Origin of the sequence: Halosolutus amylolyticus (assembly GCF_023566055.1) — an archaeon.
Classification (GTDB): domain Archaea; phylum Halobacteriota; class Halobacteria; order Halobacteriales; family Natrialbaceae; genus Halosolutus; species Halosolutus amylolyticus.
This window is the reverse complement of record NZ_JALIQP010000005.1, coordinates 90,038-103,260: the sequence shown is the minus strand read 5'-3', so window position 1 is coordinate 103,260 and position 13,223 is coordinate 90,038. Positions and strand designations below refer to the sequence as shown.

Annotated in this window: 13 protein-coding genes; 6 read left to right on the top strand and 7 right to left on the bottom strand. The window is 70.5% G+C overall.

Features of this window, described 5'->3' with window-relative positions; all coding sequences use genetic code 11:
- Positions 1-34: 34 nt before the first annotated feature.
- The 3 genes from MUN73_RS18515 to MUN73_RS18505 all read left to right on the top strand — a co-directional run bounded on the left by MUN73_RS18515 (position 35) and on the right by MUN73_RS18505 (position 2,240).
- The gene (locus tag MUN73_RS18515; RefSeq protein WP_250141992.1) at positions 35-937 is read left to right on the top strand and encodes an ATP-dependent ribose-1-phosphate kinase; all 903 of its coding nucleotides are present in this window, start codon (positions 35-37) and stop codon (positions 935-937) included.
- 136 nt (positions 938-1,073) lie between these two features.
- A complete protein-coding gene (locus tag MUN73_RS18510; protein WP_250141991.1) occupies positions 1,074-1,376 on the top strand; it encodes a HalOD1 output domain-containing protein in 303 nt (100 codons plus the stop codon).
- 135 nt (positions 1,377-1,511) lie between these two features.
- Positions 1,512-2,240 carry a guanosine phosphorylase gene (locus MUN73_RS18505; protein ID WP_250141990.1) on the top strand — a complete coding sequence of 243 codons (729 nt, stop codon included), beginning with the start codon at positions 1,512-1,514 and terminating at the stop codon, positions 2,238-2,240.
- Positions 2,241-2,268: 28 nt separating this feature from the next.
- Here the strand turns inward: MUN73_RS18505 and MUN73_RS18500 are convergent, their stop codons facing one another.
- A complete protein-coding gene (locus MUN73_RS18500; RefSeq protein ID WP_250141989.1) occupies positions 2,269-3,105 on the bottom strand; it encodes an HNH endonuclease in 837 nt (278 codons plus the stop codon).
- Between the two features lie 175 nt (positions 3,106-3,280).
- On the opposite strand from MUN73_RS18500, the gene MUN73_RS18495 reads away from it, so the two are divergent.
- Positions 3,281-3,802 (top strand): YegP family protein, encoded by a 522-nt coding sequence (locus tag MUN73_RS18495; protein ID WP_250141988.1) that lies wholly within the window; start codon positions 3,281-3,283, stop codon positions 3,800-3,802.
- Positions 3,803-3,886: 84 nt separating this feature from the next.
- Here the strand turns inward: MUN73_RS18495 and MUN73_RS18490 are convergent, their stop codons facing one another.
- On the bottom strand, positions 3,887-4,615 hold the full coding sequence (locus MUN73_RS18490) for a DUF547 domain-containing protein (protein ID WP_250141987.1): 729 nt from the start codon (positions 4,613-4,615) through the stop codon (positions 3,887-3,889).
- Positions 4,616-4,764: 149 nt separating this feature from the next.
- On the opposite strand from MUN73_RS18490, the gene MUN73_RS18485 reads away from it, so the two are divergent.
- Both MUN73_RS18485 and MUN73_RS18480 read left to right on the top strand, forming a co-directional pair.
- A complete protein-coding gene (locus tag MUN73_RS18485) occupies positions 4,765-5,784 on the top strand; it encodes an AI-2E family transporter (RefSeq protein WP_250141986.1) in 1,020 nt (339 codons plus the stop codon).
- 128 nt (positions 5,785-5,912) lie between these two features.
- Complete coding sequence (locus MUN73_RS18480; RefSeq protein WP_250141985.1) at positions 5,913-6,881, top strand: AAA family ATPase; 969 nt, start codon at positions 5,913-5,915, stop codon at positions 6,879-6,881.
- On the opposite strand, the gene MUN73_RS18475 is transcribed toward MUN73_RS18480, so the two are convergent.
- From MUN73_RS18475 to MUN73_RS18455, 5 genes are read right to left on the bottom strand one after another with little or no spacing between them, the layout of a single operon-like run.
- On the bottom strand, positions 6,867-8,246 hold the full coding sequence (locus MUN73_RS18475) for a hypothetical protein (protein ID WP_250141984.1): 1,380 nt from the start codon (positions 8,244-8,246) through the stop codon (positions 6,867-6,869). The genes MUN73_RS18480 and MUN73_RS18475 overlap by 15 nt on opposite strands.
- Complete coding sequence (locus MUN73_RS18470) at positions 8,243-9,562, bottom strand: DUF58 domain-containing protein (RefSeq protein WP_250141983.1); 1,320 nt, start codon at positions 9,560-9,562, stop codon at positions 8,243-8,245. Before MUN73_RS18470 ends, MUN73_RS18475 begins: the two co-directional genes overlap by 4 nt.
- The gene (locus MUN73_RS18465) at positions 9,559-10,251 is read right to left on the bottom strand and encodes a DUF7269 family protein (RefSeq protein WP_250141982.1); all 693 of its coding nucleotides are present in this window, start codon (positions 10,249-10,251) and stop codon (positions 9,559-9,561) included. Before MUN73_RS18465 ends, MUN73_RS18470 begins: the two co-directional genes overlap by 4 nt.
- Positions 10,248-11,891 (bottom strand): DUF4129 domain-containing protein, encoded by a 1,644-nt coding sequence (locus MUN73_RS18460; RefSeq protein WP_250141981.1) that lies wholly within the window; start codon positions 11,889-11,891, stop codon positions 10,248-10,250. The genes MUN73_RS18465 and MUN73_RS18460 overlap by 4 nt, the downstream gene beginning before the upstream one ends.
- Entirely contained in the window at positions 11,888-12,973 is a 1,086-nt protein-coding gene (locus MUN73_RS18455; protein WP_250141980.1) for a M48 family metalloprotease, read from the bottom strand. The genes MUN73_RS18460 and MUN73_RS18455 overlap by 4 nt, the downstream gene beginning before the upstream one ends.
- Positions 12,974-13,223: the final 250 nt, after the last annotated feature.

The following is a 13,223-nucleotide window of genomic DNA, read 5'->3' as shown; positions in this document are numbered from 1 at the left end:
TTTTCCCGCCGGAGGTCGACGTCCCGATATTATTATGCTCTCCGTGCTCACTGCGGGTCACGTCAACTGGGACGTGACGCTGCGCGTCGATCGACTCCCGGTCGCCGACGGCGAATCGGCGATCCGCTCACAGCACCAGTCCGGCGGCGGTAGCGCCGCGAACGTCGCGGCCGCCCTCGCGGGACTCGGCGTCGAGGCCGGGCTGATCGGGAGCGTCGGCGACGACGACAACGGCCTGCTGGCGCGACGCGAACTCGAGGACGCGGGCGTCTCGCTCGACGGCGTCCGGATCGTCGAGGACGCCTCGACGGCCGTCAAGTACCTGCTGGTCGACGACGACGGCGAGGTCGCCGTGCTGGGAAACGACGGCGTCAACGAGGCGGTCGGCCCCGCGGATCTCGATCGGGAGCGCATCCGATCGGTCGACCTCGTCCACCTCACCGGGCAGCGGCCGGACACCGCCGCCGCGATCGCCCGGATCGCCAGCGAGGCCAGGGTCACCGTCAGTTTCGATCCCGGCCGACGACTCGGCGACCGCAACTACGGCGAGGCGCTGGCGGCGGCCGACGTCGTCTTCGCGAACGATCGCGAGGCCGAGGCGGTGCTCGAGGGCGAGTACGTCGAGTCGGACTTCAGCGATCGGATCGTCGTCGTCAAGTACGGCGGCGACGGTGCGGCGGTGCACACGCCGAACGGCTCGTACGCCCATCCGGGGTTCGACGTCGATCCCCGGGACACGACCGGGGCGGGTGACGCGTTCGCCGCGGGATTCATCGCAACCGTACTGGGCGACGGCGGGCAGGACCTCGCCGGCGCCGACGTCGAGCGAGCGCTCGAGTTCGGGAACGCCTGCGGGGCGCTCACCGCGGCGCAGGAGGGGGCTCGCAGCGCCCCGACGCGATCGGACGTCGAGGCGTTCCTGGCCGATCGGTTTTGAAGGGACGGGTACCGAAATCGGAATAGGAGATTCCGTCGCCTCCTGGCGGTTCTCAGGGGTTGCTGTCTGACGACACTTATATCAGCTGCGCCGTTGCTCACTCGAGTAGAACGTCACGGAGACGTGACAGAGAGACATGACGGAACGAAGGAGAAGCACGTCCCACGGGTGCGCGTTCGGTCGCCGCATCCGCTACGAGCCGAGTCCAGACGAACCGCCGAGTATCGCCGCCGCGACGGCGCTGGCACGCTATCACGACGAAGACGTCACGGCCGCCAGCACGCGACTCTACGACTACGTCGATCCGGAAGCGCTCGACGCCCTCTTCGCCGACACCTGCAACGGGAGCGCCCGATCGACCGGATCCGTCGAAATCGACGCCGACGACCTGACGATGACGATCACACCCGATCGGGTGGAGGTGCGACCGACGAACTGACGGCGGGACCGGGGGAACTACGGGGCGGGATGGATCGCAGATCAGTGACGGCCCGATCGCGAGTCGCGGATCGACGTCGCCGATCGGTGTCCGGCAGTAGAACCTTTTTTCTCGTCGCCGCCGGAACGCGGGGGTATGGCAACGCAACCACACCTGCTGGTCGACGACGGGGACGTCGCAGACATCGCCCTCATTCCGGGGGATCCCGGACGCGTCGATCGGATCGCCGGACACTGTGACGAGGCCGAAACGATCGCCCAGAACCGCGAGTACAAGGTCGTCAACGCCACCTACGAGGGGCGAGCGCTGACGATCTGTTCGACGGGAATCGGCTGTCCGTCGGCCGCGATCGCGATCGAGGAACTGGCGAACGTCGGCGTCGAGACGGTCATCCGCGTCGGGACGACCGGGGCCCTCCAGTCGGGGATCGAGATCGGCGACATGATCGTCGCGACCGGCGCCGCGAAGAACGAGGGGACCTCGAAGCGCTACGAAGCAGTCGAGTACCCCGCCGTGCCGGACTACGACGTGCTATCGGCGCTGGTCGATTCGGCGGAAGCGAATAGTGAAGACGTACACGTCGGCCCGATCGCCTCCGACGACGCCTACTACGCCGAGACCGACGAATACGTCGCGGACTGGGAGGAGGCCGGACTGCTCTCGGTCGAGATGGAGGCCGCCGCCGTCTTCTCGCTGGCTCGCCGGCGGGGACTCAGGGCAGGGGCGATCTGTACCGTCGACGGAAACCTCGTCGAGGGCACCCAGAAGGGGACCGACACCGAGGACGACGAACTCCCCGAGAAGGCGAAGAACAACGTCGGGCGCGCGATCGACATCTCGCTCGCGGCCGCGACGGAACTGTAACGGTTCCCGTCGCAACGATCCCGTTCTCTCACTCCTCGAGGAGGGTCTCCGCGAGTGCCATCGTCCGATCGGTCAGCGCCTCGGTCGTCGTGGAGGTGCCCCGGAGCCGATCGTTGATCGTCGAGAAGAGCCGTTCGAACGCCACGCCGTCGCCCGCCGATCGACGCCAGTCGTCGGTCGATCGCGGCTCGAGGGCGCAGGTCCCGCACGCGCGGGTTCCGGACCCGCTTTCGCTCGCAGCGGCCCCTTCGAGCGGCTCGAAACAGCCGTGGCACCGATCGAGTCCTGTGACGACCGTCTCGCCGAGTTCGACGACCTCGCGGAGGTCCGACTGGAGGGTCGTCGCCGTCTCCGTCACCGTCTCGAGCGGCGTCGCCACCTCGGGCCCCAGATCGGTCGTCTCGACCGCCCCGAGCCGATCGAGTCGGGTATCGACGACGTCGATCGCCAGCAGGACGTCACGGCGGGTTTCGACGTACTCGGCGGCGTAGTCGCGGGATTCGTCGCCCGGTTCGGTCTCGGCGAGGGCGGTCGGCAACGACGTCACGAGCGACGCGAACGAGGCCACGTCGGAGATAGTCGCCCCCTGCGTACGGGTCGTCTCGCGGACGAGTCGGAACAGTTCGTCCCGATCGACAGACAGGTTCGACAGCGCGTCCGACTCCTGTAGTGCCGTGAAACACCGTTCGCAGACCGTCACGAGCGAACTCTCGTGGGCCGTCCCCTCGAGTGACACGTCGCCGACCGGATACGTCCGGACGGTCGTCGGTTCGTCGTCGCCGCCGATCGCACCGCAGTTGCGACACGCGTACTCGTCTCGTTCGAACACGACTCGCCGATCGTCACGCCGCTCGCGGGAAGTCACGGCCAGTGGATCACAGCGGGGCGTCAAAAACGCTCCGACAGCACTCGGTACCGCTGACACGAACTCGCGGGACGCGCGCTCGGACGTCCGTGAGTCGGCCAGCCCGGGTCGCGTCCGACTGCGGCTGGGGCCGATCGACCACAATCCTAACCTGTCCCGTCACGTAGACGGGACCATGTCGGAGCCGGATCCGGAGTTCGAACTCGAGCAGGCGTACGATCGCGAGGAACTGGCCGTCGTCGTCGACGAGATGGCGGCCGCCCTCGAGGGCGGGCACACGCTCCAGTTGCACACGGCGGAGCGACGGCTCGACGTGGACGTTCCCGACCGGCTGGTCGCCGACCTCAGGGCCGATCGGGACGACGACGCCGACCCCGCCACGGCCGCGCTCGAACTCGGACTCGAGTGGGACGATCCCGACGGGTCGAGCGTCCGCGTCGAGACCGTCGCGGCGGACGACCCGACCGACGAGCCCGGGGAGCCGATCGAGGGGCAGTCGTCCGGGACCGACCGAACCAGTCGCTTCGAGGTGTACCAGGACCGGGCCGACGAGTGGCGCTGGCGGCTGGTCCACTGGAACGGCAACATCCTCGCCGACAGCGGCGAGGGGTACACCTCGCGATCGAACGCGAAACGCGCCGTCAGGGGCGTCATGCGGGCAGTACCGACCGCGACGATTGAGGAGACGGAGTCGTAGCGACCGCGCGTCGCGGGGCCGATCGCGGACCGCGAGCCGTCGCCCGCGCTCGCCAGGCGAGGCGGTCGACGGCCGAACCGACGATCAGTGTCGGAGCACCTCGGCGTCGATCGGCGAGGTCCGGCCGCCGCGTTCGTAGTCGAGCGACGGCGTCGCGTCGTCCGGGATCGCGTTGTACTCCCGCAGGAACCGGATTACGCCGCGTCTGCCGCCGAAATCGCCGCGGTAGCGCCGAAAGAGCCGGGGGATCGTCGCGACGCGCCGGTCGGAGTCGTAGTGGACGTTCTCCTCCAGGTACCACTCGATCGCGATGTCCAGATCCTCGTCGACGTCGGCGGGGGAGTAGACGGTGATCGGCGGACAGTGCTCGGCGCTCCGGGGTAACGCGAAGTGGACCCGCGGGTCACACTCCGCGAGTCGGAACCGGCGTTCGAACGCCGAGGGAAACAGCCGGGGGGCGTAGCCGAATCCCCAGGGGTGCTTCGAACTGCGGAGCATCCCGTGCTCGATGTCGTTGAGGCTGAGCCAGGCGCCGCCGACCGGGATCCGATCGCGGGCGACGAACCGCCAGCGATCGAGGAGGCCGCCCTCGAGCAACGCCCGGTCGTCGTCCTCCTCCAGCAGGAGATGGGTGTAGGCGTTGTAACAGTTGAGCCAGAAGGAGAGTTTGCGCTCCCGCGTCGAGAGGGCTCGCCCGAGCTGCGATCGATCGAGCGACGCGAGCCGCGATCGCAACCAGTCGGTGTCGCCCTCCGTCTTGACCGTGTACAGGAGATCGGCCGAGAGCGAGAGGGGATCGAGCTGGGTCGACATTCGGTCGTGAATTCGCCAGGCAAACCCTTGAAGACGTGTGGCGACTCCCTACGACAGTCTTGACTGGGAACACGTCTGGGTCGGTTGTATCGGGCTGACCGTCACACGTCTGGGTCGATTTTATCCGGCTGACCGTCGTTATTCCCCGTGTGAACCTCAGCAAGGGGTACCTCCTCGCACTCGTCGGCATCTTCGCGTATCTCTCCTTGCAACTGGTCCTGCCGTTCCTCCAGTACGTCCTCGGCGCCCTCCTCCTCGCGTTCGTCCTCTTTCCCGTCCAGGAGCGACTCGAGAACCACGTGTCGCCGACGATCGCCGCGTTCGCGCTCCTCGTCCTCGCGCTCGTCGGCTTCGTCGTCCCGTTCGTCGTCGTGGCGACGGCGATCGCCGGCGACGTCGCCCGGCTCCTCCAGGGGATAGAGCCCGAAGCGCTCCAGCTGACGGAACTCGAGCGACTGATCGCGGAAGAGACCGGACGAGAGGTCGATCTGGCGGGACAACTGGCCGGATCGGCGGAGCAGATCGGGTCGATCCTGCTCGACCAGACGACGATGTGGGTCAGCGCACTCACCCACGCCCTGGTCGGCCTCGGCGTCATGCTCTTTCTGCTGTACTACCTGCTGAAAGACGGGAACAACCTCATGGCCTGGATCAGGTCGGTGACGCCGCTGCCCGACGACGTCCAGAACGACCTCTACGACGAACTGAGCGAGGTCATGTGGGCCGTACTCGCCGGTCACGTCCTGATCGCGATCATCCAGGGCGTCATCGCGGGACTCGGGCTGTTCGCCACCGGGATTCCGAACGCGGCGTTCTGGACGTTCATCATGGTGATCCTTTCGCTGATCCCGCTGGTCGGTGCGCCGCTGGTGTGGATCCCCGCCGTCATCTACCTCTTCCTGATGGGCGAACCGCTCCTCGCACTGGCGCTCGGGGTCTACAGCACTATCGTCGTCGGGATCTCCGACGATTACCTGCGGCCGATCGTCGTCGACCGGTACGCCCAGATCAGCCCCGCCGTCATCATGCTCGGCGTGCTCGGCGGGATCTACGCGTTCGGCGTCATGGGCCTGTTCTTCGGGCCCGTCATCGCCGGGGCGCTGATCGCGACAGTCACCGTCGTCGACGACAACTACGATCGGCTCGGGGACGAGTCGGACGCGATCTGACGGCCCTCACGTGACGGGCCCGATCGGTGATCGCGGGGGTCGATCGGGAGGTTCGCCGGCCCCGCCGACGATCGATCCGACGCGTCGGTTCACGAGAACTATAAGTTTCCGGCGACCGCGTACCCGATATGTCAGTCGCAGACACCGCGTCGACGGCGACGGCCGTCGTCGACGAAGTCCTCTCCGCAGTCGTCGCCGATCGATCCGTCCTGGAGGAGGTCACCGCCGGCATCCTCGCCCGGGGTCACATACTTCTCGAGGACGTTCCCGGAACGGGCAAGACGCTGACGGCCCGATCGCTCGCCACCGCCCTCGGACTGGAGTTCTCCCGGATCCAGTTCACGCCGGACCTCATGCCCTCCGACGTCACCGGGTCGTACGTGTTCGAGGAGGAGACCGGCGAGTTCCACTTCACGCCCGGACCCGTGTTCGCCAACGTCGTCCTCGCCGACGAGATCAACCGTGCGCCGCCCAAGACGCAGTCCGCGTTGCTCGAGGCGATGGAGGAGGGGCAGGTGACGGTCGACGGCGAGACTCACGACCTCCCGGACCCGTTCCTCGTCATCGCGACGCAGAACCCCGTCGAGCAGGAGGGCACGTTCGAACTCCCCGAGGCCCAGCGCGATCGCTTCATGATCAAGACCTCGCTCGGGTACCCCGACGCCGACGGGACGCGCGAACTGATCGATCGCCGGGCCGATCGCGATCGACCGGACCCGACCGTCGACCCGGTCGTCGATCGCGAGACGGTTCGGGACCTCCAGCGCGTCCCCGAGGACGTCACGGTCGAGGGACCGGTGCGCGACTACATCGGCGCAGTCTGTCGCGCCACGCGGACCGACGGCCGCGTCGACGTCGGCGTCTCGCCCCGCGGCGTCCAGCGGCTGTTCGAGGTGAGCCGGGCGCGAGCCGTCCTCGAGGGCCGGGACTACGTCGTGCCGGACGACGTCGTGCGCATCGCCGCCCCCGCGCTCGCCCACCGGCTCGTCCTCACGCCCGAGGCCAGCGTCGACGGGATCTCCCGGCGCGCGGTCATCGACGCCGTGCTGGACGACGTCGAGGTGCCGGCGATGGAATCGCCGTCAGCGGAACAGTAGCCAGGCCCCGGCGACGATCGCGGCGACGCCGCCGAGGACGGCCACCGTCGCCGGAACCGATAGCGTCGGCGCGAGCACCGTCGCGCCCAGAAAGCCGACGGCGGCCACGGGGACGCCGACGGCCGCGACCGCGCCGCGCCAGCCGAGCTGGACGAACTGTGCCCGTCGCGAGGCCCCCTCACGGCCGACCTCGCGTGCGAGCGTCCGTCCGTACCGGCCGACGTCGTAGACGAACAGCCCGGTCGCGATCGCGACGAGGGGTCCTGCCCCGACGCGAATCGTCGCAAGGCCGGACGCGGCGTCGACGGTCGCACCACCGACGAGGCCACCGCCCACGAGTGCGGCGGCGATCGCGGTCGCCGAATCGGACTCGCCGTCCGTCACCGTCGTCTCGAGAGCGACTCGCACCGCTGCATAGCTCAGGCCGAGAACGATCGTCGCCGCGCCGAAGAGCCCGGCCACGAGGGCGATCCTGCCCCCGCTGGCCCCGATCGCGATCGGCGCGATCAGGACGACCCCACAGACCGCGCCGGCCAGGAGGGGAACGACGGCGTTGCTCCGGCCGGTCGTCCCGAACCACGACGCGCGGACGATCGTTCCGACGGCCGCGGTCACGACGCCGCCACCGGTCAGGGCCGCGATCAGCCCGCGAACGAGGGCGCTGTCGGCGAGCACCGCGGCGATGCCGTCGGTCGGGGGGACGAACCACGCCAGGACTGTCGCCGCCACCACCAGCACGAATACGAGCAGCGTCGCGTATCCGATCGTCCACGTGATCGCGGCCCGGGTCCTCGCGTACGAATCGCGATCGGCGGGCGTCGCGAACGCGGCGGGCGGGACGGCGAACAGGCCGCCAGCCACGGCGACCGCGGCGACGAGACTCCCGACGAGCAAGCCGACGACGCCGTCGCCGGTGACCCACAGCGCCGACGCGAGCGCCGATCGGAGGGTCCCCGCCGTGGAGACGCCGAACGCGAGTACGGCCACGCCGCCGGCCGCGACCCCCGCGTACAGCGCGGCCGATCCCGCGCGCTCGATCGCGACCGGCGTCGGCCGGCCGACGACCACCGCGACGCCGATGCCGACGATCGCACTCAGGATCGTTAGGACGCCGCCGACCGGATCGGCTCCGACGGCGGCGACGGCGATCGCGCCGAGGACGGGGACGGGCAGGAGCGCGGCCGCGACCGTCACGCGGCGATAGGACCCGTCGAACCAGCGCGTGACGACCACGGCCGCGATCCCGAAGAGGGCCCCGGCGGCGGCCGACGGTTCCTGGGCGGCCATCGCGAGCGTCCCGACGAGGGCGGCGAGCGCGATCGTCCGCGCCGTCGTCGCCGGCAGTCGATCGTCTGGGGCGCTCATCGATCGCCTACCTCCCCGATTGCGTCGTTCAGTACCAGCCCGAGCGGGCGGTCGAGATCCCAGTCGACGACGCGGGCCCCGGCCGCGCGAGCCCTCGCGAGTCGCCGATCGCGATCGAGCGCCGCCAGTCGCGTCGCGGCGTCGTCGGTAGCGGTGACGTCCGGGGAGACGACGCGAACGGCGTAGCCGCGGGATCGGAGCCGTTCGACGAGGTTGACCGGGTTGTCGTCCACGAACGCGGAGAAGAGGTACACCTGCGCCTCGCCGGGGAGCGTTCGGGGGAGCTCGTCGAACGGGTCGCATATCCAGTTCCGGACGGATTTTCCGCTGAGCCTACCCGATCGACGCGCCGCCTCCAGCAAGTCCGTCACGCGCCGTCGCGTCTCGGGGTCGGTCCCCGGCGGAACCGTCGCCAGTCGCCGGTCTCCATTGCCGCCGACACCGATGCCGGCGACGCCAGTCGGGTGGCCCGCGTCGACCAGCGTCTCGATCGTTCGGTCGGCGGCGTCGGCCGACAGGTCGACCGCGGGGGGATCCGCGGTCGTCGCCGCGCTGAACTGGCTCGGTCGGGCGTCGACGACGCAGACGATCCGCGTCGCCCGTTCGGCGCGGTACTCGACGGTCGCCAGGTCCCGGGTTCCGGCGTAGCGCCGCCAGTCGATCGCGCCGACCGGATCGCCCGGTTCGTACTCCCGGACGGAGTAGAACTCGACGCCGCTCCCGCCCTCGTCCGTCGGCACCTCGCCCGCGTAGTCGTTGGCGCCGCCCCCGAGCGGCACCGACTCGACGACCGGCGAACAGCGGATCGTCTCCGCACCGGTCACGGTCGCCGACCTCGTTTCGGCCACCGTTCCCGTCAGGTCCCGCGTGCGGATCGTCGGGTCCTCGAAGCGGTGCTCGCCGCGCCGGAGTTCGACCGCGTACTCGAGGGTCGCCGTCTCGAGCGGATCGAGCGTCACGCACGTCCGCGGCGTGCCCGACACGACCGGCAACGCCTCGGGGACGCCGTCGACGACGCGCAGGTCGACGATCGGGTCCGAACCGGCGTTCTGAACGGTCGTCCGCACCGTGACCGTGTCACCGGGGTCGCCGTCGACGGCGGATTCCGGGCCCCCGTCGTCGCCGACCTCTCGACCGACCCGGACCATCGCCCGCTGGCGACTGCCGAGGACCGCCGACGCGACGTACCACAGCGGCAGCGTCGCGGCGACGACGAGGAACTGGCTTCCGACGGAGATCCCGACGCCCGCGAGCGCCAGCGCCGCGGCGACGGCCCACTCGCCCGAATCGAGCCTGTCGACGGCGCGATCGGTCATCGAGCCACCTCCGACCGGTCCCGCGAGCCCGCATCGACCGGTTCGACGGCCGGGTCGTCGATCGCCTCGATCGCCGCGAGCGTCCGACGGATGCGTCGCCGGAACGCCGCCCCGGGGTCGATCGCCGCGCGCAGGCGTTCGCGAGGCGGCTGGCGCAGGTCCTCGGCGAGGAACGCGGCCGCGACCGGATCCCCGGTCCACGTTCCCGACTGGACGGCCTCGCGGGCCGCCGTCGGCGCGAAGCCGCGTTTCGTGGTGAGAACGCGAGTCGCCCCGTCGGCGAGTCGGCGTCGAACCGCCGCGGTCGAGTCGGTCGGCTGACACCGGTACCAGTCGTTCGCCGCGTCGTCGAGGAGCAGATCGGTCTCGCGACCGACCCGTCGGTCGGTACGCGTTACGCCCGCCTCGGGCGGGTCGCCCTCGACCATCGCGGCGTCGCTCGACGGGGTGGCGAGCCAGAGCCACCAGATCGCATAGCCCGCGATCGCGACCCCGAGAAGCGGGAACAGCGCCGCCAGCGGATACAGCAACCCGACGAGCACTCGCCCGGCCGGAACGAAGCCGCCGAGGAGCACCGCGCCGATCGCCAGCGCGGTCCCACCGAGGACCACCGCGATCGCGAGCCGATCCGGATCGGTCCCGAAGAACCGGGCGAACACTCCCGGTCCGCCGGACGAGCGACGACTCACGTCGATCCCTCCGTGTCCGGGTCGTGGTCCAGCAACTCGCTCGCCGCCGCCCGTGCTCGTGCGACCCGCTCCGGCGACGGCTCCCGGCCGCCGTACTCGACCTCGCGGACGACGGTGACGAGTGCGGTGACGTGTTCGGCCGGGAACCCCTCCCCGAGAGCGCGGCGGGCGACCGCCCCGGGCGTCGCCGTCTCCCGGTCCTCGACCGCGAGCCGATCGAGAACCGCGTGCCACGCCGCCCTGATCTCCGCGCGCGGCCCGCGGGGTGCCAGCGGTTCGGAGGCCAGTTCGGGACCGGCCGCCGCGGCATCGGACGGGTCGTCGGCCTCGGCGTCGTCACGTCCGAACGCGGTTCCGATCGACGGCGGTGAGAGCGGTGAACTGCCGTCTCGACCCGACGAACGGAGGAGCGATCCGAGCGAGGGCAGCGTGCCGAGGGCGCGCCCGAACGACGCGAGGGCCGGGCCGACGGACGGGACCGTCCACCCGAAGCCCGGCTGCGGAACCGTGAACCCGGGGAGCGATAGCGACGGTCGATCGAGTCCGCGAAGCAGGTCGGCGATCGTCGCGAACGCGTCGGAGAGCCCGGCGAGGAGGTCCGCGAGCGTAACGAACAGCCCAGCGAGAGCCGCCCCTCGACGGCGTTCGCGAGACGCGACGAACCGCAGGTACGTCACCGAGCCCCCGATGACGAACCCCGGGACGAGCACGACCAGCGCCGCCAGCCGGCGGTAGAGGTTCCCGACGGTCGCCGTCGCCGTTTCGGCGCCGACCTCGGCGGTCACGGTCGCCTCGTCCTCGATCGGGAGCCACACCCGCGCCCGACCGTCGTCGCCGGTGGTGGTCGGCTCCCCGTCGGCGAGCGACACCGTCGCGTCCGGAACCCTGTCGCCGTCGGCAGACACCTGCACGGGTGCCGGAGAGCCGGGGAACAGCAGTGGAGAGACGAACCGGACCGTCGGTTCGGCGACGTCGACGGTGTGCTCCCCCTCGACCGGGCCACGCTCGACGCGCAGGGCCGCCGGCCCGGCCGTCTCGGGGAGGGTCACGGTGGCCCGCCCGTCCTCGTCAGTGGTCGCGACGGACTCGCCGTCGAGGAACACCGTCGCGTCGGTGACCGGCGTCGAACCGACCGCGGCCGAGAGCTCGAACTCGCGGTCCGGGACCGCTCCGTCGTGCGTCTCGATCGTCGCGTCCGTCTCGACGTCGATCGTGCGCGAGACGTCGTCCTCGGGAACCGTGACGGTCATCTCCTCGGCGTACGGCACGACGACGTCGGCACGGCCGAACTCGTCGGTTTCGGCGACCGCGTCGCCGTTGACGTGGATGGTCTTCGTGGCCCGCGGGCCGAACGCGTCGAGATCGACCCGAACCTCGTTGCCCGGTTCGATCGCGCCCTCGATCTCGATGTCGGGGGAGACCGGCCCGTCGTCCGCCTCGTTCTCGTCGGTTCGATCGTCCGACGGCACCGCGTCGAACTCCGGCGTCCCGTCGATCGAGTCCCAGTCGCCGGCGGTCGGCTCTCCGCCCGCGTCGCCGGGTGGGTCGAGTCGCGGGTCGGCCGCGGGGAGCGCGGTGGCGACGGCGAGCAGACACAGGACACAGCCGAGGGCGAACAGCACCCGTCGCGTCCCGGTCACGATACCCCCTCCAGTTCGGCGGCCAGGTCCTGGAGTCGCCGGACGCGGGCGTCGATCGGCGGGTGCGTGTCGGTTCCCGCGTCGGCGGACGTCGACGGCGTCGCCCCCTCGAGCCACGACGTCACGCGCTCGCGCCGTCGCGCCGCGTCGACGGTGCGATCCGGGTCGGGAACCGCCGTCGGTTCAGCGCCGGTGACGGGCGCCGCGGGGACGATACTCAGCGCGGGGAGCCCCGGCGTCCGGAGGTCCGTCTCCGGCGTGGGCGTCGTCTCCGCGAGGGTCACCAGCGCGGTCGCGAGCGCGAGCGGATCGCCCGTCAGCCGCGCGGCGGCCGCGTCCGCGGCGAACTCTCGGGCGTGCGAGAGGGACCGGGTCGCCCGGTCGGCGATCGGGGGGAACGCCCACAGGATCGGCGCGACGAAGACGTACGTCAGCGCGACCAGCGGCAGGAACCACTGGATCGCGACGGTCCCCCGGGACGACAGTTCGTCCGGATCGGCCAGCGCCCGGCGGGCGAGCCGTGCCGCGTGCGCGGCCCGATCGGCGATCTCGACGAACAGGGTCGTGATCGTCATCAGCGTCACGTCCCGGTTCGCGACGTGGGCGATCTCGTGGGCGAGGACGGCCTCGAGTTCGTCGGCGTCGAGCCGATCGACCAGTCCCGTTGTGACGACGATCGTCGCGTCGGTGAGGCGGCCGACGGTGTAACAGCTCGGCCTTTCGTCGTCGACGACGCGAACGGCCGGTTCGGGGACGTCGGCGGTCATCGCCAGCCGGCGGACGATCCGCGCGACCGCGTGCTCCGCGTCGCCGGTCTCGCCGCTGGTTCCCGAGAGGACGCGCCGATAGCCGTAGTACGTCTGGGCCGCGAGGAAGACCGCGACCACGACCAGGAACGCGGGCCACGAGACCGGGGTCTGGAGGAGGGCGAACCCGACGGTGCCGTGCCGGGCGTAGACGAGCGTCCCGGCGACAACCCCGGGGAGCAAGACGCCGTAGGCCCACAGGATCGCGAAGACGAACAGGGCGTTCACCGCGACGAACACCCCGAGGACGGCACAGATACGCAACCGGAGGGTCATGGAGGGATTGGATTCGTCTTCTTGTCGGCAGGACAAAAATTTTCGGTGACCGACCGCTCGCGTCTCGGTCGCGACGGAGAGACCGAGAGACGCGCCGCTGGTCGGTGACGCGGTCGCACTGAGTCGTGGCGTAGCCGACTCAACGACTACTATCGCGTCGACAACGTCACGATTACCGCCGGCACGGCCGGACGCGTCTCGCGACCCAAAACCGGACACGCGCCGACGATCGCTGGCGGTAGCGTCGGGA

Coding starts and splice junctions, on each gene's coding strand:
- MUN73_RS18515 (WP_250141992.1), top strand. CDS start 35: ATGCTCTCCGTGCTCACTGCGGGTCACGTCAACTGGGACGTGACGCTG.
- MUN73_RS18510 (WP_250141991.1), top strand. CDS start 1,074: ATGACGGAACGAAGGAGAAGCACGTCCCACGGGTGCGCGTTCGGTCGC.
- MUN73_RS18505 (WP_250141990.1), top strand. CDS start 1,512: ATGGCAACGCAACCACACCTGCTGGTCGACGACGGGGACGTCGCAGAC.
- MUN73_RS18495 (WP_250141988.1), top strand. CDS start 3,281: ATGTCGGAGCCGGATCCGGAGTTCGAACTCGAGCAGGCGTACGATCGC.
- MUN73_RS18490 (WP_250141987.1), bottom strand. CDS start 4,615: ATGTCGACCCAGCTCGATCCCCTCTCGCTCTCGGCCGATCTCCTGTAC.
- MUN73_RS18480 (WP_250141985.1), top strand. CDS start 5,913: ATGTCAGTCGCAGACACCGCGTCGACGGCGACGGCCGTCGTCGACGAA.
- MUN73_RS18475 (WP_250141984.1), bottom strand. CDS start 8,246: ATGAGCGCCCCAGACGATCGACTGCCGGCGACGACGGCGCGGACGATC.
- MUN73_RS18470 (WP_250141983.1), bottom strand. CDS start 9,562: ATGACCGATCGCGCCGTCGACAGGCTCGATTCGGGCGAGTGGGCCGTC.
- MUN73_RS18455 (WP_250141980.1), bottom strand. CDS start 12,973: ATGACCCTCCGGTTGCGTATCTGTGCCGTCCTCGGGGTGTTCGTCGCG.